General features: G+C 62.4%; 17 protein-coding genes. 10 read left to right on the top strand and 7 right to left on the bottom strand.

The features are described from left to right. Positions 1-61: 61 nt before the first annotated feature. On the top strand, positions 62-958 hold the full coding sequence (locus E5E96_RS18380) for a triacylglycerol lipase (protein ID WP_171282787.1): 897 nt from the start codon (positions 62-64) through the stop codon (positions 956-958). Positions 959-1006: 48 nt separating this feature from the next. On the opposite strand, the gene E5E96_RS18385 is transcribed toward E5E96_RS18380, so the two are convergent. Beyond that, positions 1007-2977 (bottom strand): SDR family oxidoreductase, encoded by a 1971-nt coding sequence (locus tag E5E96_RS18385; RefSeq protein WP_029300896.1) that lies wholly within the window; start codon positions 2975-2977, stop codon positions 1007-1009. Positions 2978-3225: 248 nt separating this feature from the next. On the opposite strand from E5E96_RS18385, the gene E5E96_RS18390 reads away from it, so the two are divergent. From E5E96_RS18390 to E5E96_RS18405, 4 genes are all read left to right on the top strand, one after another. Continuing rightward, entirely contained in the window at positions 3226-3807 is a 582-nt protein-coding gene (locus E5E96_RS18390; RefSeq protein ID WP_171282788.1) for a phasin family protein, read from the top strand. Positions 3808-3895: 88 nt separating this feature from the next. Continuing rightward, positions 3896-5080: a patatin-like phospholipase family protein gene (locus E5E96_RS18395; RefSeq protein ID WP_171282789.1), complete on the top strand. Its 1185-nt coding sequence runs from the start codon at positions 3896-3898 to the stop codon at positions 5078-5080. Between the two features lies 1 nt (position 5081). Further along, a complete protein-coding gene (locus tag E5E96_RS18400; protein ID WP_016350698.1) occupies positions 5082-5732 on the top strand; it encodes a TetR/AcrR family transcriptional regulator in 651 nt (216 codons plus the stop codon). Positions 5733-5776: 44 nt separating this feature from the next. Further along, a complete protein-coding gene (locus tag E5E96_RS18405) occupies positions 5777-6577 on the top strand; it encodes a hypothetical protein (protein ID WP_171282790.1) in 801 nt (266 codons plus the stop codon). A gap of 117 nt (positions 6578-6694) precedes the next feature. Here E5E96_RS18405 and E5E96_RS18410 read toward each other — a convergent pair whose 3' ends face one another. Both E5E96_RS18410 and E5E96_RS18415 read right to left on the bottom strand, forming a co-directional pair. Continuing rightward, the gene (locus tag E5E96_RS18410) at positions 6695-8119 is read right to left on the bottom strand and encodes a wax ester/triacylglycerol synthase family O-acyltransferase (protein ID WP_139392267.1); all 1425 of its coding nucleotides are present in this window, start codon (positions 8117-8119) and stop codon (positions 6695-6697) included. 282 nt (positions 8120-8401) lie between these two features. Continuing rightward, complete coding sequence (locus tag E5E96_RS18415) at positions 8402-8734, bottom strand: polyhydroxyalkanoic acid system family protein (RefSeq protein ID WP_041213446.1); 333 nt, start codon at positions 8732-8734, stop codon at positions 8402-8404. Between the two features lie 244 nt (positions 8735-8978). Here E5E96_RS18415 and E5E96_RS18420 point away from each other — a divergent pair, with 244 nt between their 5' ends. Further along, entirely contained in the window at positions 8979-9722 is a 744-nt protein-coding gene (locus E5E96_RS18420) for a hypothetical protein (RefSeq protein ID WP_171282791.1), read from the top strand. A gap of 84 nt (positions 9723-9806) precedes the next feature. Here E5E96_RS18420 and E5E96_RS18425 read toward each other — a convergent pair whose 3' ends face one another. From E5E96_RS18425 to prpB, 3 genes are all read right to left on the bottom strand, one after another. After that, positions 9807-11252 (bottom strand): bifunctional 2-methylcitrate dehydratase/aconitate hydratase, encoded by a 1446-nt coding sequence (locus tag E5E96_RS18425; protein ID WP_171282792.1) that lies wholly within the window; start codon positions 11250-11252, stop codon positions 9807-9809. Positions 11253-11381: 129 nt separating this feature from the next. Then, a complete protein-coding gene (gene prpC, locus E5E96_RS18430; protein WP_171282793.1) occupies positions 11382-12509 on the bottom strand; it encodes a 2-methylcitrate synthase in 1128 nt (375 codons plus the stop codon). Between the two features lie 11 nt (positions 12510-12520). Next, positions 12521-13408, bottom strand: coding sequence for a methylisocitrate lyase (prpB, locus tag E5E96_RS18435; RefSeq protein ID WP_024945212.1), 888 nt, complete (start codon positions 13406-13408; stop codon positions 12521-12523). Between the two features lie 148 nt (positions 13409-13556). Here prpB and E5E96_RS18440 point away from each other — a divergent pair, with 148 nt between their 5' ends. The 4 genes from E5E96_RS18440 (at position 13557) to rsmF (ending at position 18963) form a co-directional block, all read left to right on the top strand. After that, complete coding sequence (locus E5E96_RS18440; protein ID WP_016350706.1) at positions 13557-14189, top strand: paraquat-inducible protein A; 633 nt, start codon at positions 13557-13559, stop codon at positions 14187-14189. Continuing rightward, positions 14167-14775: a paraquat-inducible protein A gene (locus tag E5E96_RS18445; RefSeq protein WP_016350707.1), complete on the top strand. Its 609-nt coding sequence runs from the start codon at positions 14167-14169 to the stop codon at positions 14773-14775. The genes E5E96_RS18440 and E5E96_RS18445 overlap by 23 nt, the downstream gene beginning before the upstream one ends. 77 nt (positions 14776-14852) lie before the next feature. Continuing rightward, positions 14853-17405 carry an MlaD family protein gene (locus tag E5E96_RS18450; RefSeq protein WP_171282794.1) on the top strand — a complete coding sequence of 851 codons (2553 nt, stop codon included), beginning with the start codon at positions 14853-14855 and terminating at the stop codon, positions 17403-17405. Between the two features lie 130 nt (positions 17406-17535). Beyond that, a complete protein-coding gene (gene rsmF / locus E5E96_RS18455) occupies positions 17536-18963 on the top strand; it encodes a 16S rRNA (cytosine(1407)-C(5))-methyltransferase RsmF (RefSeq protein ID WP_171283249.1) in 1428 nt (475 codons plus the stop codon). Between the two features lie 220 nt (positions 18964-19183). Here rsmF and E5E96_RS18460 read toward each other — a convergent pair whose 3' ends face one another. Next, entirely contained in the window at positions 19184-19453 is a 270-nt protein-coding gene (locus E5E96_RS18460; RefSeq protein ID WP_062726108.1) for a RepB family protein, read from the bottom strand. Between the last annotated feature and the right edge of the window lie 136 nt (positions 19454-19589).

The following is a 19589-nucleotide window of genomic DNA, read 5'->3' on the forward strand; positions in this document are numbered from 1 at the left end:
GTCATCACATTGATGAAAGGGTCATTTGACTTCCATGCCAAACTGGTCGGATGATTGGGTCATGACGATCACAAAGCAACTACTGATCCTGCTGCTGGTTGAGGTGACGCTCCTTGGGGGTATCGCCCATCTGGTCATTGGCCTCTCGCCGCCGCTCTCCATTCTGTTCGTGGTGGTGGCCCTGTTGGGGCTGCGCACCCTGGTGGTGCTGCTGACCTGGGGCTTTTCTCGCTTCTACCCGGTGCCTGCCATCGGCTGGCGAGAATGGTTGCCCATGGTGGGGCGAGAGATCGCCGCCTACCTGCTGACCTTCACCTGGTTGCTGCCGTTCGAGCGCTGGCTGATGGCGCCCGACAGGCTGACGCCCTCCCCCCTGCCCCTGCTGCTGATCCACGGTTATGGTTGCTGTCGCGGCATCTGGCGGGTGCAACGAGCCAGGCTGGAGGCTGCCGGCTACACGGTGGCGACCGTCACCCTGACCCCTCCTTTCGGCCATCTCGACGACATGGTGCCGCTCTTGGCCAAGCGCATCGACGAGGTGTTGGCCGCCACCGGTGCGTCGCAGCTGGTACTGATCGGCCACAGCATGGGCGGCCTGGTGTGCCGCGACTATCTGGCGGTGGCGGGCGGTGACAAGGTGGCGCAGCTCATCACCCTGGCCACCCCCCATCAGGGCAGCCAGCTGGCGACCCTGGGGCTGGGCGACAATGCTCGCGAGATGGAGCCCGGCTCCGGCTGGTTGCAGCGCTTTGCCGCCGTGCCGCTCTGCGTGCCCGGGGTCTCGGTGCGCACCAGCCACGACAATTTCGTGTTGCCCCAGTCCCGCCAACGACTGGATGGCATGGAGGACGTGGAGCTCGCCGCCCTCGGCCACCTCTCCCTGCTCTACTCCCGCCGTACCACTGCCTTGTTGTTGACCCTGCTCTCCCGCCCGCAGCCGCAAATGAAAAGGGCCTGATTGCGCAGGCCCTTTCCGTTTTTGCTACCTCAGTTCGTTGTCGTCCCCCTAGAAGTGGATCCCCTTGATCAGGGTGGAGACCGCCATCTGATCCGCCGAAGCCTTGGACTCGTTGCCCTCTTTGGGGTCGGAGAAGGTGCGGAAGCTGGTGTTCATGATCACCTGGGCCACTCGCGGCGCCAGGGCATGGATCACCTGGCCGAACACCCCGAGCCGGGTAGCCAGTCGCACGTGCTTGTTGATGATGGTGTCGCACACCAGGTCGGCGGCCTCTTCCGGCGTCATCATGGGCACCTGCTCATACACCTTGGTGGGCGCCACCATGGGGGTCTTCACCAGCGGCATGTTGATGATGGAGAAGTTGACCCCCTTGTCGGCAAACTCGGAGGCCGCGGTGCGCACCCAGGCATCGAGCGCCGATTTCGAGGCGACGTAGGCGGAGAAGCGCGGCGCATTGGTCAACACCCCGATGGAGGAGATGTTGATGATGTGGCCCTTCTTCTTCTCGATCATGGTGGGCAGCAACCCCATGATCACCTTGAGGGTGCCGAAGTAGTTGAGCTGCATGGTGCGTTCAAGATCGTGGAAACGATCGAAGGAGTCCTCGATGGCGCGGCGGATAGAGCGACCAGCATTGTTGATGAGGATGTCCACCCCGCCATGCTCGGCCACGATCTGCCGGGTGATCGCCTCCCCTTGGGCGAGATCGGCCAGATCCCCCTGATAGACCTGCAGAGTCAATCCCAGCTCGGCAAACTCGGCCTGGGTCTCGGCAATCTTGTGCTCGTCCCGGGCGATGGTCAGTACCTTGGCCCCCGCCTCGGCCAGCTTTCTTGCGGTGGCCTTGCCGATGCCGGAGGTGGCGCCGGTGATCAGCACCACCTTGCCCTCGACCCGGCCACGCAGGGTGCGATCGATGAACAGCTCGGGGTCGAGGTGACGCTCCCAATAGTCCCACAGCCGCCAGGCATAGCTGTGCAGCGGGGGCACTTCGATACCGGTCCCCTTCAGCACCCGCTGGGTTTCCCGGTTGTCGAAGCGGGTGGGATAGTTGATGAGCCGGAAGATGTCCTTGGGCAGCCCCAGATCGGCAATCGCCGCATCGCGAATGCGCCGCACCGGCGTCAGCGCCATCAGCATGGTCATCAGATGGCGGGGAATAAAGCTGAACAGGGCGGCATTGATGCGAATGGCGGGCTCAGGGGCATGGGCGGCGCGGGAGAAGGTGCTCAGCATGTCGCCGACCCGCATGGGGTGGGAATCGGTCAGGTGGAACGCCTTGTTGTCTTCTCCTTCCAGGTGGGCGATGTGATCGATGGCATCCACCACGAAGTTGACCGGCACCAGGTTGATGCGTCCCCCTTCGACCCCGATGGCGGGCATCCAGGGCGGCAGCATGCGGCGCAGCTTCTGGATGGTCTTGAAGAAGTAATAGGGGCCGTCCACCTTGTCCATCTCACCGGTGTTGGCATCACCGACCACGATGCCGGGTCGATAGATGCGCCAAGGCAGCGTGCTCTCCTTGCGCACTATCCCTTCGGCCTCGTGCTTGGTCTGGAAATAGGGCATGTCGAGGTGTTCGGCCTCATCAAACATGTCTTCCCGAAACAGGCCGTCGAACAGACCGGCCACCGCGATGGAGCTGCAGTGATGGAAACAGCGGGCCTGGAGCCGCTCGGCCAGTTGCAGGGCCTGACGGGTGCCTTCGGCATTGACCTGCTGCTGAATGCCCGCCTTGGCGTTGAGATCGTAGATGGCGGCGAGATGCAGGAAGTGGTCGACCTTGCCGATGAGAGGCTCCAGCTCGGCACTGCCTACTCCGAGCAACGGGTGGGTCATGTCGCCGACCACGGGGATGGCGCGATCCGCCTCAACCCCCCAGTAGGCCAGCAGATCGGGTACCCGATCGAGATGGGCGGCACGCATCAAGAAATGCACCCGGCTATTCGGGCGCTGCAGCACTTTTTTAATCAGCCGGCGACCGATAAAGCCGCTGCCCCCCGTGATGAAATAGTCCATGGTATTTATATCCCTTACTGATTGGGCTGTTAGTTGCTGTTAGATATATCACGCTTTAACGCAAAATATTCATTCGAATATCATTCTTCGTGACCCAGACCAAAATTACCAGGGTTGCCTGTTCCGTTATTAGGTAGAACCCTCTATTTTTTCTCCATAGACTGAGGATGAAAGCCAAGTAATGCCACAACGAATATATCAAGGTTGTTGTCATTACCATCATCTATATCACGAGCAAGGAGATTGTCATGGCCAAAAAATTGAAAGCACTGGCAAGTTCGGTGACCGACAACCAACTCACCTCCACCATCAAGGAGTCCACCCAGCAGATCTGGTTGGCGGGTCTGGGTGCCTATGCCAAAGCCCAGGAAGAAGGCGGTAAAATCTTCGAAGCCCTGGTGCAGGAAGGGGAAGCCCTGCAAACCCGTACCCGCCAGAGCGCAGACGAGAAGATCGCTGCCATGACCGACAAGACTGCCGGTACCTGGGGACGTCTGGAGCAGGTGTTCGAGGATCGCGTGGCCCGCGCCGTCGCCAGCCTTGGTATCCCGACCCGCAAGGACATCGACAAGCTCTCCAAGCGCATGGCCGAGCTGACCGAGGTGGTACAACAGCTGATCGATGCCCAGGACCTGGATGACGTTGCTCCGGCTGACGAGGCCAAGCCTGCCGCCGCCACGGCCAAAAAGCCGGTTGCAGCCAAAAAGCCGCCGGTCAAGAAAGCCGCCGCCCCCATCGCCAAGGTGAAGGAAGAGGTGAAAGCACTGGCAACGGAAGTGGAGAACGTGGCCAAAGAGGTCAAGGAGAAGAGTGAAACCACGCTCTTCTGATCTGCTGACCGGCTTGTTCTGATTGCGTAATGATCCACCGGCCCATGCCCTCTGCTGGGCCGGTTTTGCATGAGAAGGGAGGCAAATCATGAGCACGATTGCGGTTGCCCTCGCCGGCGGGGGACCTCTGGGGGGGATCTACGAGATCGGAGCCTGCGCCGCCCTGGCCGACAGCATCAAGGGGCTGCGTTTCGAGCAGGCCGATATCTATGTGGGGGTGAGCTCGGGTGCGGTGATCGCCTCGGCGCTGGCCAACGGCATCTCGCCGGACAAGCTGGTGCGGATCCTGTTAAGCGACGACACCGGCGAGTTCTTCGACCCCTCCACCCTGCTGCGTCCCGCCTTCGGGGAGTATTTTGACCGGCTCACCTCGCTGCCGCCGCTGGTGCTGACGTGTCTGGCCGACTATCTCTCCTCTCCCTGGAACAAGAGCCTGCTCGGCTCGTTGCAGGGGTTGTCCCGAGCGATCCCGACCGGCATGTTCGACAGCCGCGGGGTGGATCGGATCCTCACCCAGTTTTTCTCCCGCCCCGGTCGCAGCAACGATTTTCGTGAGCTTGCCAGCCGGCTGTTCGTCATCGCTACCGAGCTCGATACCGGCCGCGCGGTGGCCTTCGGCAGCCCGGGGCTGGACCAGGTGCCCATCTCCGCCGCAGTGCAGGCCTCGGCCGCCCTGCCCGGCCTGTTCCCGCCCTCGCTCATCAATGGCCGCTACTACGTGGACGGGGCGCTGATCAAGACGCTGCACGCCTCGGTGGCGCTGCAGGAGGGGGCCGACCTGGTGTTTTGCATCAACCCGCTGGTGCCCTTTGATGCGGGACTGGCCAGCGAACACCCCGCCAAGCTGGTGGACCGCGGTCTGCCGGTGGTGCTGGCCCAGACGTTTCGCGCCATCATCCATTCGCGCATGCACGTGGGGATGGATCGCTACAAGCACCAGTATCCGGAGGCGGATGCCCTGCTGTTCGAACCCTCCTCGGCGGACGGCGAGATGTTTTTTACCAATGTGTTCAGTTACCGGGATCGACGCCATCTGTGCGAGCACGCCTTCCAGCATACCCGCCAGGATCTGTGGCTGCGACGGGACGAGCTTGGCCCCATCCTCGCCAGGCATGGGCTGGAACTGGATCTGAGCGCGCTGGCCGATGAACAGCGTTCCCTGCTGACCCCGGGCACCGGCTCGGTGGCGGCGCTGGATGCCTCTTTGACCCAGCTGCAGCACTGGCTGACCCGCCGCTATGGCGGCAAGGGTCGCCGGCAATCGAAGGAGTAGCATGGACTGCAAACCCAAGCGGCGTACGCGGGATCGCATCCTAGCCACCGCCCTTGCCCAGTTCAACCTGCTGGGCGAGCCGACCGTCACCACCTCCGCCATCGCGGCCGAGCTGGAGATGAGTCAGGGCAACCTCTATTACCACTTTCACAACAAGGAGGAGATCGTCAACGCCCTGTTCGGCGAGTTCGAACAGGAGATGGCCCACCTGCTCGATACCATTACCCCGCCGTTGAATGAGGCGGAGGACATCTGGTTCTTCTTGCACCTGATGTTCGAACTCATCTGGAAGTACCGTTTTTTCTACTACGACATCAGCACCCTGATGAGCGGCAACCACAAGGTGGAGCTGCGCTTCTCGGCCCTGCTGCGGCGCAAGGAGCAGACCGCCGCCGCCATCTGTCACAGCCTCTGGCGCAGCGGCCTGCTGCAAGGCGATGAGACGCAGGTGACGGCGCTGGCCGCCAACATCGCGCTGGTCGGGACCTTCTGGATCTCTTATCAGCGGGCGCTGCATCCGCGGGCCGATGCCGACATCGCGCTCGGGGTGTTTCAGGTGATGCAGCTGGTGGCCCCCCGGCTGCGAGCCGATGCCCGTGCCGATCTGGATGCCATCGCCACCCATTATCAGCCCGCCACCACGGCGAGCTGACAGCATCGTGTATTTGATTGTGTTTTTTTAACAGGGAGAATCATATGACCACTTCACAGCCCAAATTGTCCGATTTCACCCCCTTCCCCTGGCCGGATGCGGCCTATGACTATGCCGGGGAGCGCCTTGAGCAGCATTGGGAGCGGCTGCACCAGGGGGATGCCGAGCCCTGGCCCGAAGATGAGCAAGTGCAGGAAGCCTGGCGCGCCTATCACGCCGGTGATTTCGCCCGCGCCGTCAGCCTGGGGCTGGGGGCCGGCGAGGATGGCCTCAACGTGGCGAACAAGGCGCTGGTGATCCACGCCAGCTACCTGCTGGATGACAAGTATGCCAAGCGCGAAGCGTTCGAGCTGGCCGCCAGCAACGCCGAGAAGCTGCAAAAACGCCAGCCGGGCAACGTCAACGCCTGGTACTTCCACGCCCTGGCGCTGGGTCGCTACAGCCAGGTGATCTCGGTCTCCAAGGCGCTCTCCATCGGCATCGGTGACAAGATCAAGAGCAGCCTGGAGCAGGCGCTGAGCCTTGAACCTGATCACGCGGAAGCCCATATCGCCTTCGGTGCCTGGCATGCGGAGATCATCGACAAGCTGGGCGCCATGATCGGTGGCATCACCTACGGCGCCAAGAAGGATGAGTCCGAGCGTCACTTCAAGGCGGCGCTGGCCATCATCCCCCACTCCGCCATCGCCCGCATGGAGTACGCCAACGCCATGGTGATGATGCACGGCAAGAGCAAGATGGCGGCCGCCGAGGCGCTCTACGACGAGGCCGCCGAGTGCGAGCCGCTGGACGCCATGGAGCGGCTCGATGTGGAAGCCGCCCGTGAGGAGCTGGCGGACGAGTAAGACAGCCATTGCTGCAATGAAAGAGGCCAACCCTCTGGGTTGGCCTCTTTTCTTTTTCACTTTTTTTCTTGCAGGCTTCCTTTCTTGCCGGCTCCTCGTCTTGCAGGAGTGGCGCGGTCAGCCGTGCAGCAGTTGATCCAGCATGTCGGGATCGTAGAGCAGGTCCGGTTCCATCAACACCAACAGCAGCAACTGCTCAAACTCCACGGCGAAGCGCTCGACGATGAGATCCGGGTCCGGCACCCGCTTCTTGTCGGTGATGAGGCCGAGCTGCACCTTGTTGTCATAGGAGAGAATGGAGACGCCGACCGCGATGTCGCCGGCCTGGGGCACCCAGAACAGCGGTTGACGCAGGCGGGCGCCGGCCAGATAGAGGGTCTGCTGCGGGCCCGGTACGTTGGTGATGACCGCGCTGGCCTTGGCCGAGAGGATGTCGATAGCCTGCTGCTGCACCGCCTTGGGCGCCATGCCCATCACTTCCAGCAAGTTGAGCACTACCGCCGGCTGCAGGGAGGACTTGAGCGCCTGCATCCGATCCCGCACCGCATAGAGCCGTTGCAGCGGGTGCTCGATGTTGAGGGGCAGATCCAGCGCCACCAGCCCGAAGCGATTGCCCAGCGCCCCCTTGTCGTCCGGGGCGCGCATGTTGACCGGCACCAGCGCCCGGATGTCGATGTCGGTCTGGTCGCCCTGCTCCAGCAGGTAGTGGCGAAAGGCGCCGGCGGTGGCTGCGATCAGCAGATCGTTGACCGAGCAGCCGAGCACTCGCCCCACCGCCTTCACGTCCGGCAGTGGGATCTGTTCTGACCAAGCTACCCGCTTGGTGCTGCCGGTCTCCCCCTTGAGCCGGGTATTGGCGTCATCGGAGAGGGTGGCGATGGTGTAAAGCTCGGCGGTCACGTCCCGGCTAGTCTTGAGGTAGTCCATCGCCTTGGTCGGATGAGTCAGTACCTCGACGTACTTGGACCAGAGGGTGCCGGTCAACTTGAGGCCGGCCCGCAACAGGCGACTGCCCTGTTGATCGTGCTCCTCGTCGCCGTCGTCATTGGTCACCGGCTCGGGTTGCGGCCTGGGAGGCGCTACCGGGCTCTCGTCCATCATGGTCAGCATGGCCCGCACCAGGGAGAAGCCGTCCCCCATGGCGTGGTGAAAACGCACCACCAGCGCCTGGCCGCCCAGAGAGGTATCCACCAGGTGCATCTCCCACAGCGGGCGCTGGTGGTTGAGCGGGGTGGAGGCAAAGTCGGCCACCAGCCGCTCCAGCTCCGCCTTGCCGGCCTTGCCTGGCAGGATCACCCGCTTGAGGTGCAGATCGAGGTCGAAGTCGGGATCGGTGCGCCAGTAGTATTCGCCCCCTTCCAGACAGGCCTTCTGTCCGAAGCGCGGCTGTACCCGAACTGTGTGCAGCAGGCTCTCCCGCAAGATGGCTTCATCCAGCTGACCGTCGAACATCAGCACGCCGACGATCTGCATCAAGTTGTTGGGCCGGTCCATCCGCAGCCAGGCGGTATCGACACAGGAGATGAGTTCACACACAGACATGTATTATCCCTATCGTTTCGTGTTATTTGTCTCCTGCCGTTTCATGAATTGGCTTGATCAGGAGTGAATGAACAAATAGCACTTATATGTTGGTGAAACTGCACGGCGATTAATTCAAGATGATGTTTCATGACAAAAATGGGGGCAATTTTCATGCCTCTTAAAATAAAACAAACAAAGTTTGCTCGGCCCTTTTAATAATAAATATCAGGCCGGGTAACGATAGTGGAATCGGTTATTTCATGATTGTTTCTTGCGCTGGATCAGTATTTATTGGCCCCATCAGCGCCGGGTTGGGCAAGGCAGGCGCTGATCGACGTATTCGAGGATCTCCTGCTCCAGCACGCTGCGCACCGGCAACAACATGAGGCCGAGGCGCACCTCCAGCGACAGGGTATCGTCGGTGAGGAACAAAGAGCCGTTGACCCCGGCGCCACGAAACAGCAAGCGGGTCTCCTCCTCGTCTTCCCACTCGCAGTCAAGTTCGTACTCTTCGCTCATGTCCTGGGCAATGGCTTCGGCGGCCAGTCTGGCGCCGGCGAGGCCGAGCGGATGTTGGCGGCTGACCTGGATGGTCGACAGGCTGCTGCCGGCAAGGGGATCGTATAGAAACATGCTAACTCTCTGAGCGATGACAACATTTATTGATATTAAACATATGAATCAAACAAGTGAAAGCCATTTGCAACATTTTTGGGACTCACTTAACAAAGCCCATTGAGCAAAAGCTCCATTGATTCCGCCTGGGCTGCCGCCGCGTTACACTGGGCCGGCAACACGTGACGAGCGTCGGCAAGGCGCCGCCTGTCGTCATGTCTATCCGTGACAGGCCATTGGAAACAGGTCAAGAGAGCAGCAGATGACCCAACAGCAACAACCATTCGATGACCCGCAACCGGATGAAGAGAGTACCCTGACGCGACTCTATCGCCAGCTCAACCGGGTAGCCGCGCTGCGCGAGCAGATGCGCACCCATCCGCAGGATCAGCAAGACAGGGACGCATTGCGCCAATGGCAGGCCGATCGGCTGGGGCGTACCCACAGTGACCTCTTGGAGAGCAAGCGCTACGGGCCGGCCGCGCAGTTCTTCCTGACCGATCTCTACGGGCCGGGGGACTGTGCCCGCCGGGATGCGGACGTGATGCGGGTGATGCCGACCGCCGAGCGGTTGTTGCCGGAATCCGGTCTCAAGGTGCTGGCGCAGGCCATTGAACTCGATGCCCTCTCCGAGGAGCTCGACTACCTGATGGTGGTGGCGCTGCGTCGCAGCGGCAGCATGGCGCGGCTGAACGCCAAGGCCTATGCCCTCGCCTATCAGGAGGTCGGTGAGGAAGCGCGCCGCCGTCATCAGTTGCAACTGGTCAACGAACTGGGGATGACCCTGGATCGGCTGGCCAGAAAGCCGCTGCTCGGGGCAACCTTGAAGCTGATATCGGGGCCGGCCCATCTGGCGGGACTGGGCGAGCTGTTTACCTTTGTCGAACGGGGTTACCGGGTGTGTCATCACATGGGGCGAGCCAACGAGTTTCTCGAGACCATCGCCAGCCGCGAGACGGCCATCATGCAGGCGCTGCTGGCGGGCGACGACACAGTGCTGGATTGACCCTGGGAGCCAAGCAGGCAGACATGACAAAGCGGGCCGAGTGGCCCGCTTTTTGTTTATCAGAGTGCGCCGATAGGCGAGCGGTCAGATCACCAGCAGATCCATGAAGGTGTGCACCGGGGTGGTGGCCAGTTGTTTGCCATCCTGGCAGAGGGCCAGGATCGTATCGGCCCGTTTGGCCGGGAAGCGGGTGGCCAGGTTGTGGCGGAACTTCTCTACCAGCAGCGGGATCCCCTCTTCGCGGCGGCGACGATGACCGACCGGGTACTCCACCTCCACCTTGGCGGTGTGGGTGCCGTCCTTGAAGAAGACCTGGATGGCGTTGGCAATGGAGCGCTTGTCCGCTTCCAGATACTCGCGGCTGTAGCGCTTGTCCTCCTGCACCACCATCTTGGCTCGCAGCCCATCGATGCGGGGATCGGCGGCCACGGCGTCCTCGTAATCCTCGGCGATGAGTCGCCCGAAGATGAGCGGCACCGCCACCATGTACTGCAGGCAGTGATCCCGGTCGGCCGGGTTGTTGAGGGCGCCGACCTTGCTGATGATGCGAATGGCCGACTCATGGGTGGTGAGCTCGATACGGTCAATCTCGTCGAGGCGCCCCTTCACCTGCTCGTGCAGCTTCATGGCGCACTCCACTGCGGTCTGGGCGTGGAACTCGGCGGGATAGGAGATCTTGAACAGCACGTTCTCCATCACATAGCTGCCGTACCCCTGGTGCAGGGCGAACTGGTTGCCCTTGAACAGCACGTCATAGAAGCCCCACTTGGGGGCGCTCAGCACGCCGGGATAGCCCATCTCGCCGCTCATGGTGATAAGGGCGAGGCGCACCGCCCGGGAGGTGGCATCCCCCGCCGCCCAGCTCTTGCGCGACCCCGCATTGGGTGCATGACGGTAGGTACGCAGGCTCTGGCCATCGACCCAGGCCTGGGAGACTGCATCGATCACCTGATCGCGGCTGCCGCCCAGCATATGGGTCACCACGGCGGTGCTGGCGACCTTGACCAGCACCACGTGATCGAGACCGACCCGGTTGAAGGAGTTCTCCAGTGCCAGCACCCCCTGGATCTCGTGGGCCTTCACCATGGCCACCAGCACATCGCTCATGGTGAGCGGTGCCTTGCCTTCGGCCACGCGGGTACGGGAGAGCCAGTCGGCGGTGGCGAGGATGCCACCCAGGTTGTCGGAGGGGTGCCCCCACTCGGCGGCCAGCCAGGTGTCGTTGTAATCGAGCCAGCGAATGATGGCACCGATATCCCAAGCCGCCTTGACGGGGTCGAGACAGAGCTGGGTGCCGGGAACCCGGGCCCCGAAGGGCACGACGGTGCCCGGCACGATGGGACCGAGGTGCTTGGTGCACTCGGGAAAACGCAGGGCCAAGAGGCCACAGCCCAGGGTATCCATCAGGCAGTAACGGGCGGTATCGAGGGCGGCCTGGCTGGTGATGGGGTGATGGCAGACGTAATCGGCAATATCGACCAGCACCTGATCGGGGTCTGGTCTGTGGTTGACGTCGACGTTGGCGGACATCGTGACTTCCTTATCGTTGTTGTGAATGAAACAGGGTGATGAAACGGCGCCCTGCCCGCCCGCCTGCGCGCATCGACCCCGGTGCTGCCGGGGTCGGGTGAGGCAAGGGAGTGACAGGGCCGCCCATGTTTATCGCTGCTGCAGCGAGACGAAATGACGGGGCGCCGGGCCGACATAATCGGCACTCGGGCGGATGATCCGGTTGTGTTCGCGCTGCTCCATCACGTGGGCGCACCAGCCGGTGACCCGCGAACAGACGAAGATGGGGGTGAACAGCTTGGTCGGGATCCCCATGTAGTGATAGGCGCTGGCGTGGAAGAAGTCGGCGTTGGGGAAGAGCTCTTTTTCTTCCCACATCACCTTCTCCGCCTCGCAGGAGACGCGGTAGAGCCGGTCATCACCCACCGCCTCGGCCAGCTGGGCCGACCACCCCTTGATGATGACGTTGCGTGGATCCGAGGTGCGATAGACGGCGTGGCCAAAGCCCATGATCTTCTCCTTGGCCGCCAGCTTGGCCAGCAGCTCGCGCCGCGCCTGGGCCTCATCCTGCCAGGGCTCGATCATCGCCATGGCGGCCTCGTTGGCGCCGCCGTGCAGCGGGCCGCGCAGGGTGCCGATGGCCGCGGTGACGCAGGAGAACATGTCAGAGAGTGTCGAAGCGCAGACCCGCGCCGCAAAGGTGGAGGCGTTGAACTCATGCTCGGCGTAGAGAATGAGGGAGACGTGCATCACCCGGCGCTCCAGCTCGCTCGGCGCCTTCTGGTGCAGCAGTGCCAGGAAGTGGCCACCGATGCACTCCTCGTCGGTGTCGAGGGCGATGCGTACCCCGTCGTGGCTGAATTTGTACCAGTAGAGGAGAATGCCCGGGAAGGCGGCCAGCAGCCGATCCGCCACTTCATGCTCGTGCTCGAAGCCATCTTCCGGCTCCAGATCGCCGAGCATGGAGCAGCCGGTGCGCAGCACATCCATGGGGTGGGCGTCGGCGGGAATGCGCTCGAGCACCTCCAGCAGGGCGGCAGGCAGGGTGCGCAGGCGGAGCAGCGTCCGCTTGTAATCTTCGAGCTGCTGCTCGTCCGGCAGCTCGCCCTTGAGCAGCAGGTAGGCGACCTCTTCGAACTGGGCGCCATCGGCCAGCTCCTGGATGTCATAGCCGCGATAGGTGAGTCCGGTGCCGCTCTTGCCCACGGTGCAGATGCTGGTCTCCCCTGCGCTCTGGCCACGCAGGCCGGCGCCACCCAACGGTTTTTGCTGTCCCATTGCCTTTCCTCCTAGTCCCTGGATGTAAACAGACGGTCCAGCGTCTGCTCGTAGTGGTGATAACCGAGGAAGTCGTAGAGCGACTCCCGGGTCTGCATGGTGTCGACGACGGCCCGCTGATGGCCATCCTGGCGAAGGTGCTGATAGACGTTGAGGGCCGCCTGATTGGCCGCCCGGCTGGCACTCAAGGGATAGAGCACCATATCGACACCGTGGGCGGCGAGCGCCTCCTTGTCGAACAGCTCGGTTTTGCCGAATTCGGTCATGTTGGCGAGAATGGGCACCCCGGCCGCCTGTTTGAACAGGTCATACTGACCGAGCTCGGTCACCGCCTCGGCGAAAATCATGTCGGCCCCGGCGGCCACGTAGGCGGCGGCGCGCTCCAGCGCCGGGCCAATCCCCTCCACTGCCAGCGCGTCGGTGCGAGCCATGATGACGAACTCGCCATTCTCGCGGGCATCCACCGCCGCCTTGATGCGATCGCACATCTCCTCCTGCGAGACCACCGCCTTGTTGGGCCGGTGCCCACAGCGCTTCTGGGCCACCTGATCTTCCATGTGCACGGCGGCCACTCCGGCCCGCTCGAAGGCGCGCACGGTGCGGGCGATGTTGAACGCCCCTCCCCAGCCGGTGTCGATGTCGACCAGCAATGGCACACGGGTAGCGGCAGTGATGCGCTCGGCGTCGATCAGCACGTCATTGAGGGAGGTCATGCCGAGATCCGGCAGGCCATAGGAGGCGTTGGCAACGCCGGCGCCTGACAGATAAATGGCCTGAAAGCCGCTGCGCTCCGCCATCAGCGCCATGTAGGCATTGATGGTGCCGACGATCTGCAGGGGGCGTTCGTTGGCGAGGGCGGTGCGAAAACGCAGGCCTGCCGAGGGGGTAAGGCTGGACATCATGACTCCTTTCACTTGTCTGGTGAGACTATCTAATATCACGTTTACGTTAACGTCAATCATACTTTCGTGGCATGCCCCCGCCAGGCAAGACAGGACGCGGCTTTTAGGGTAAATTTCACCAATTCCTTCAACAGGTTGAATCGTAATGTCGGATCTCAATCCCGTGATCGTCTGCCCGGCTTGCGACTTGCTGATCGAACGCAAGTTATTGCCGCTGAGGCGCCACGCCCACTGCCCCCGCTGTCACCAGCATCTGTACGGGCGCTATGCATTTCGCCCCTCCCAATTGATGGCGCTGACCATCACCGGCTTCCTGTTGCTCCCGTCCGCCTTCTTCGAACCGCTGATCTACCTGCGCCTGGCCGGCGTCAACTCGGACGCCAACTTGCTCAAGGGCATCATGGTGCTGCTGCTCGAGCACGAGATCTGGGTGGCTGGGCTGGTGTTCTGGTGCGCCGTGCTGGCGCCGGTGGGCTTGCTGCTCGGGATCTTTGCGCTGGCTTCGGGCCTCGCCAAACGCTGGCACATACTGGCGCCGACCCTGAAGGCGGTGGAGGTGTTTCGTCACTGGGCCATGCTGGAGGTCTACATCGTCAGCCTGCTGGTCGCCCTGTTCAAGCTGATCGACATCGCCGACGTGCGTCTCGGCGGCGGTCTGTTGAGCCTGGGGATCCTGATGCTGCTCAACCTGACCCTGCTGATCCTGTTTGACCCTGCCCCCTACTGGGAGCGAGTACCGCTGGAGGAGCCGGACCATGTCCCAGACCAGCGCCCGTGAACTGGGGCTCTGCCGCTGCCACACCTGCGGCCTGCTGGTACGCTATCAGGCGGGCAGCGTCTGCCCCCGTTGTCACAGCCGGCTGCAGGTGCGCATTCCCCACTCCCTGGCCTGGTCCTGGGGGTTGCTGGCGCTGGCCAGCTTCATGCTGCTGCCCGCCAACCTGCTGCCCATCACTCATTTCTACAACAAGGGATTGTTGCAGTCCGACACCATCTTCAGCGGTATCATGATGCTCTATCGCAGCAAGATGTCGGGCATCGCCACCATCGTCCTCACCGCCAGCATCATAGTGCCGGTGGGCAAGATCCTGGGGCTGGGCTGGATCTGCTGGCAGCTGCAACGAACCAAGCCGGTGCGGCGCAAACGCCAGCTCATCATGTATCGCATCATCGATTTCATCGGCCGCTGGTCCATGCTGGACTTGTTCGTCATCTCGCTGATGGTGGCCCTGGTGGATCGCGGGGTGCTGCTCAACGTGCGGGCCGGCCCCGGCGCCACCGCCTTTGCCGGCGTGGTGGTGCTGACCATGATGTCGGCCCGCATGCTGGATACGCGCCTGCTGTGGGACAAGGCGGCCCGCTAGGGTCGGCCATCACATATGCCTGAAACTGTTTGTCTTTATCTGAACTGCTGTTTATCTCAGCCAATTAAGGAGTCGGTATGATCGGGGCTGAACCCGTCATTGAGAAGCGTCGCTGGTTGTCACCCGTCTGGTTGCTGCCCTTTATCGCCCTGTTGCTGGCGGGGGGCTTCATCTACCAGCAGTTTGCCAGCAGTGGCCAGCTGATCCGCATCAACTTCGCCCAGGGCAACGGTATCCTGCCGGGCAAGACCCAGGTGCGCTATCAGGGGGTCGCCATCGGGGTGGTGCAGGAGCTGGAGCTGGCCGAGGATGGCCGCAAGATAGCCGTGCTGGCCAAGATTGACAGCCGGGCCCGCCCGCTCATCCGCAAAGGCTCGGATTTCTGGCTGGTGAGCCCCAAGGCATCGCTCACCGAAATCTCCGGTCTCGATACCCTGGTCTCCGGCAACTACATCAACCTGCAGCCCGGGCGTGACAACAACCCGCTGCAGGAGGAGTTCGACGCGCTGGACGGTCCTCCCCCCGGGTATCAGGCCCAGGGGCGGATGCTGCACCTGACTGCCGATTCGCTCGGCTCGGTCGGCATCGGCGCCAAACTCTATTTTCGCGGCATCGAGGTGGGCAGCGTCATCAATACCCGCCTTGGCGAAGAGAACCAGAACGTAATCCTGGATCTGGTGATCGAGCCGCGTTTTGAACACCTCATCAAGGCCGATACCCGCTTCTGGAACATCAGCGGCATCAAGGGCTCCTTCAGCCTGGCCGGGGTCAATGTGGAGGCCGGCAGCCTCACCTCCATCCTGAGCGGCGGCATCGCCTTCGACTCTCCCAAGGACTCTCCGGAGCCGGAAAAAGGCCAGGTCTTTACCCTCTACAAAGGGTTGGCCGAGGCGGCCCGCGGTGAGCGGATCGACATTTTGGCGGGGGATCTACCCATCAAGGAGGGGATGCCGATCCTGTTCGAAGGCATCGAAATTGGCCGCATCGACCCCATTCGCCTGACCGACAAGGGCCGGGTGGTGACCGCGCTGATCAACCCGGAGCAGGCGTTTCGGATCACCGGCAACAGTCGTCTGGTGTGGGAGAGCGTCTCCCTCGGCGCCGGCGGCATCAAGCATGCGGATCGCCTGCTGGCGGGCCCGGCCATTCGCCTCGACTATGTGGCGGGCGAGCGGGGCAAGGCCATGACGCTGAGCAGCAAAGAACAACCGGGTGGCATCAAGCTGGTGCTGCAGGCCGACGATCTGGCCGGCCTCAACGAAGGGGCACCGCTCTGGTACAAGGGCCTGCAGGTGGGCCAGATCAGCCAGCTCACCCTGGATGGCGGTGGCAACGCCAGCGTGGCCCTGGTCGTGCAGAGCCAGTATCAGCATCTGCTCAACCGGGCCCGTTTCTATCGGGCGGCGCCGCTGCAGATCGATGCCGACCTGAGCGGCATCAAGGTGGAAACCAGCCCGGCCAGCGCCTGGATTGGTGGCGGCATCAAGCTGGTGCAGGCCCCCGCCGGCGAGCGGGTCAACCGGCTCTATCCCAGCCAGGAGCTGGCCCTGCTCGGCACCCGGGATGCCAAGCCCCGTCGCTGGGTGTTGAAGGCGGAGCAGGCTGACGGCATCGGCATCGGCTCCCCGGTGCTCTATCTGGGACTCGAAGCGGGCAAGGTCAACGCGCTGCGCGCCGCCAAGGAGGGGGTGGAGATTGAGCTCGAGATCGCCGGTGTCTATGCCCCCCTGCTGGAGCAGCAGCCGCAATTCTGGAAAAAGCCGGCACTGGATACCCGGGTGCGGGTGGATGGCGTGCAGGTCAAGGTGGGGAACCTCGCCACCCTGCTGCGCGGCGCCATCGAATTTGATCGGCTCGGCACGGGTCGCAGCAGTCACCAGCTGTTTGACAGCAAGGAGCAGGCCAAGGCCAAGGTACGGACCCTCTCCCTGCTGGCCGACAGCAACCCGGGGCTCGGGATCGGCAGCCCGATCCGCTACCGCGGGGTCGACATCGGCAAGATTGAACAGATTGAGCTGGAGCCGACCCTGGGTCAGGTGATCTTCAAGGCCGAGCTGGATGGCCAGTATGCCGCGCGCTTCCTGCAGTCTGGCGCCCGCTTCACTCTGGTGCAGGCCAAGCTGGGGCTGGGCGGCGTGGCCCACCTCGATACCCTGATCAAGGGCGCCTTTGTGGAGGCGCAGCCCGGTCAGGGCGCAGGCAAGGAGCGCTTCCCCCTCAGCCAAAGCGGCCCGGCCGGCCTGGCGCTTACCCTCAAGAGTGCGTCGGTCAATGGCTTGAGCGTCGGCAGCCCATTGCTGTTTCGCAAGATGGTGGTGGGCAGCGTGACCAAGGTGACGCTGGCCCGCGATGGCAGCGAGGTGCTGATCGATGTCAACGTGGATCAGGAGTATACCCATCTGGTGCGGGCCAACTCCCGCTTCTGGAATGTCTCCGGGGTCAAGGCGGATATCGGCCTGACGGGTGGCACCATCGAGGTGGAGACGGTGCAGAGCCTGCTCGCCGGCGGCATCGCCTTCAACACTCCGGAGAAAGAGATGGGGCCGACCGTCAAGGCCGGTCACAGCTACCCGCTGCATGCCAAAGCGGAGAAAGAGTGGCAGGAGTGGAGCCCTCGCATCCAGCCCTGATCTCTCCCCTCACCCACGCTCACCCAAGCCCGGCACTGTGCCGGGCTTGTTTTTACCCGCCGCGCTTTCAGAATATTCCTACCCTTGTGATAAGATGTCGCCCCTCTTTTTCGGTCAACGAGACTGCACCGTGCACGACAACACCTATCTTCCCGATCACTTCTTGCGCCATATCGCGGCCATCATGCCTGCGCACCTCTCCATGGATGAGTTCGTGGCCAGTTGTCGACGACCGCTGCGGCGCAGCATCCGGGTCAACACCCTGAAGATATCGGTGGCAGCATTTGTAGCGCGGATGCAGCCGCTCGGTTGGCAGCTCGATCCCGTGCCCTGGTGCGACACCGGCTTCTGGCTCAGCCGTGAAGACGAGAGCGTGCCCCTTGGCAACACCGCCGAGCATTTGAGCGGTCTCTTCTACATTCAGGAGGCGAGCTCCATGCTGCCGGTCACCGCCCTGTTTGCCTGCGAGCAGACCCGGCGCGACGGCATGCTGCTGGACGCGGCGGCGGCCCCCGGCTCCAAGACCACCCAGATCGCGGCCTTGATGAACAACCAGGGCATGCTGGTTGCCAACGAGTACTCCAGCAGCCGGCTCAAGGTGCTCAGCGCCAATCTGCAGCGCTGCGGCGTGACCAACGTGGGCATGACCCATTTTGATGCCAAGGTCTTCGGCCAGTGGTTGCCAGAAACATTCGATGCCATCCTGCTCGACGCCCCTTGCTCCGGCGAGGGCACTGTGCGCAAGGATGAAGATGCCTTGCGCAACTGGAGCATCGAGAGCATCGACGAGATTGCCGCCGTGCAGCAAGGGTTGCTGGAGAGTGCCTTTCATGCCCTCAAACCGGACGGCGTACTGGTCTACTCCACCTGCACCTTGAGCCTGGAGGAGAACCAGGCCGTCTGTCAGTCACTGCTGGACAAGTTCGGCGATGCGTTCAGCTTTGACTCGCTGGCCGATCTCTTCCCCGCAGCAGAGCAGGCCTGCACGCCGGAAGGATACTTGCACGTTTGGCCCCAAATCTTCGACAGTGAAGGCTTTTTCGTTGCCAGATTGCGCAAGCATCACTCCGTACCCAACACCATGTTCAAACCGGGCAAGCTCGGCAAATTTCCCTTCTCGCCGCTGCCGGCCAAGGAGTCCGAGCCCATGCTGCGCGAGATTGAAGCCGCCTTCGGGGTCGTGCCGCAGGGCAATCTGTTTGGCCGCAGCGAGGAGATCTGGCTCTTCCCCCGGCTGTTCGAACAGGTACAGGGCAAGCTGCGTTTCGATCGCATCGGGCTGAAACTGGCGGAGACCTTCAAGAAGGGGTATCGACTGACCCATGAGTGGGCGCTGGCCTATGGCGACGGCGCGAGCAAGGGATTCGTCGAGCTCGGCATTGCGGATGCGCGGGAGTTCATGATGGGACGGGATGTATGGCCGGAGCAAGCCGCCGGCACCGGCGAGGTGATCGTCCGCTATCAGGGTCATACCCTGGGCATGGGGAAATGGGTGGGCAGCCGGGTCAAGAATGCCCTGCCCCGCGAGCTGGTGCGCGACAACAATCTGTTCGTGTAACGAGTGTCGTCGGAGCAGGAAAACCCACACTCCGGTTGAACTTTTGCGTGGATCTTGAAAAGCCTCGAGCCTTGTCTAAGCTTAAGGCTATCCGAACACCAGTTAGCGCACGGCTCTGCAAGGAGCCAATTCCCCTATGCCAGGTACAAGGAATTCGTACCTGGCTTTTTTTATGCTCGCAGTTCGCATGTAGCAATTAGGCACCATGCCGCCGGTGCGTTTACTCGAGCACCTCTGCCGGCTCTGGTACTTCGACATGCGGCGCGGCTTGTTCCTGTTGCAGCTCATGTTGATAGAGCAGATCGATGGCCTGCTCGATGAGAGAAGCCTGGCTGTCTTCGAGCTGCAACCCCAGCATGGCCAACCGTTCGGCGTGGCGATTGCTGATCCAGCATTGCAATCGGCTGTGAGTTTCCTGCTTGCGTTTCACGTGCTGGCGCTGCCGCTCGGCGTTGTCTTGCGCACTGCTCACTTTCATTTCCTGGCTCATATCACCTTGCAACTTTGATTTTTATCGCCTGTTATCTCTCATCGATTCTTCACCATCCGCTGACGAACGTGAGGAGCCTGACTCTCCCCCTCTTGATGGGGTGAGCTCAGTGCGCCGCAAATATATCATTGGATCA

The sequence above is a fragment of the Aeromonas sp. 1805 genome (assembly GCF_013085525.1).
GTDB lineage: Bacteria > Pseudomonadota > Gammaproteobacteria > Enterobacterales > Aeromonadaceae > Aeromonas > Aeromonas hydrophila.

Excerpts from the sequence above, each read along its gene's own strand:
- E5E96_RS18445 (WP_016350707.1), top strand. The coding sequence starts at position 14,167 with ATGTCCCAGACCAGCGCCCGTGAACTGGGGCTCTGCCGCTGCCACACC.
- prpC (WP_171282793.1), bottom strand. The coding sequence starts at position 12,509 with ATGGGACAGCAAAAACCGTTGGGTGGCGCCGGCCTGCGTGGCCAGAGC.
- prpB (WP_024945212.1), bottom strand. The coding sequence starts at position 13,408 with ATGTCCAGCCTTACCCCCTCGGCAGGCCTGCGTTTTCGCACCGCCCTC.
- E5E96_RS18385 (WP_029300896.1), bottom strand. The coding sequence starts at position 2,977 with ATGGACTATTTCATCACGGGGGGCAGCGGCTTTATCGGTCGCCGGCTG.
- E5E96_RS18440 (WP_016350706.1), top strand. The coding sequence starts at position 13,557 with ATGTCGGATCTCAATCCCGTGATCGTCTGCCCGGCTTGCGACTTGCTG.
- E5E96_RS18420 (WP_171282791.1), top strand. The coding sequence starts at position 8,979 with ATGACCCAACAGCAACAACCATTCGATGACCCGCAACCGGATGAAGAG.
- E5E96_RS18390 (WP_171282788.1), top strand. The coding sequence starts at position 3,226 with ATGGCCAAAAAATTGAAAGCACTGGCAAGTTCGGTGACCGACAACCAA.
- E5E96_RS18410 (WP_139392267.1), bottom strand. The coding sequence starts at position 8,119 with ATGTCTGTGTGTGAACTCATCTCCTGTGTCGATACCGCCTGGCTGCGG.
- E5E96_RS18415 (WP_041213446.1), bottom strand. The coding sequence starts at position 8,734 with ATGTTTCTATACGATCCCCTTGCCGGCAGCAGCCTGTCGACCATCCAG.
- E5E96_RS18380 (WP_171282787.1), top strand. The coding sequence starts at position 62 with ATGACGATCACAAAGCAACTACTGATCCTGCTGCTGGTTGAGGTGACG.
- E5E96_RS18405 (WP_171282790.1), top strand. The coding sequence starts at position 5,777 with ATGACCACTTCACAGCCCAAATTGTCCGATTTCACCCCCTTCCCCTGG.
- E5E96_RS18425 (WP_171282792.1), bottom strand. The coding sequence starts at position 11,252 with ATGTCCGCCAACGTCGACGTCAACCACAGACCAGACCCCGATCAGGTG.
- E5E96_RS18400 (WP_016350698.1), top strand. The coding sequence starts at position 5,082 with ATGGACTGCAAACCCAAGCGGCGTACGCGGGATCGCATCCTAGCCACC.
- E5E96_RS18450 (WP_171282794.1), top strand. The coding sequence starts at position 14,853 with ATGATCGGGGCTGAACCCGTCATTGAGAAGCGTCGCTGGTTGTCACCC.
- E5E96_RS18395 (WP_171282789.1), top strand. The coding sequence starts at position 3,896 with ATGAGCACGATTGCGGTTGCCCTCGCCGGCGGGGGACCTCTGGGGGGG.
- E5E96_RS18460 (WP_062726108.1), bottom strand. The coding sequence starts at position 19,453 with ATGAGCCAGGAAATGAAAGTGAGCAGTGCGCAAGACAACGCCGAGCGG.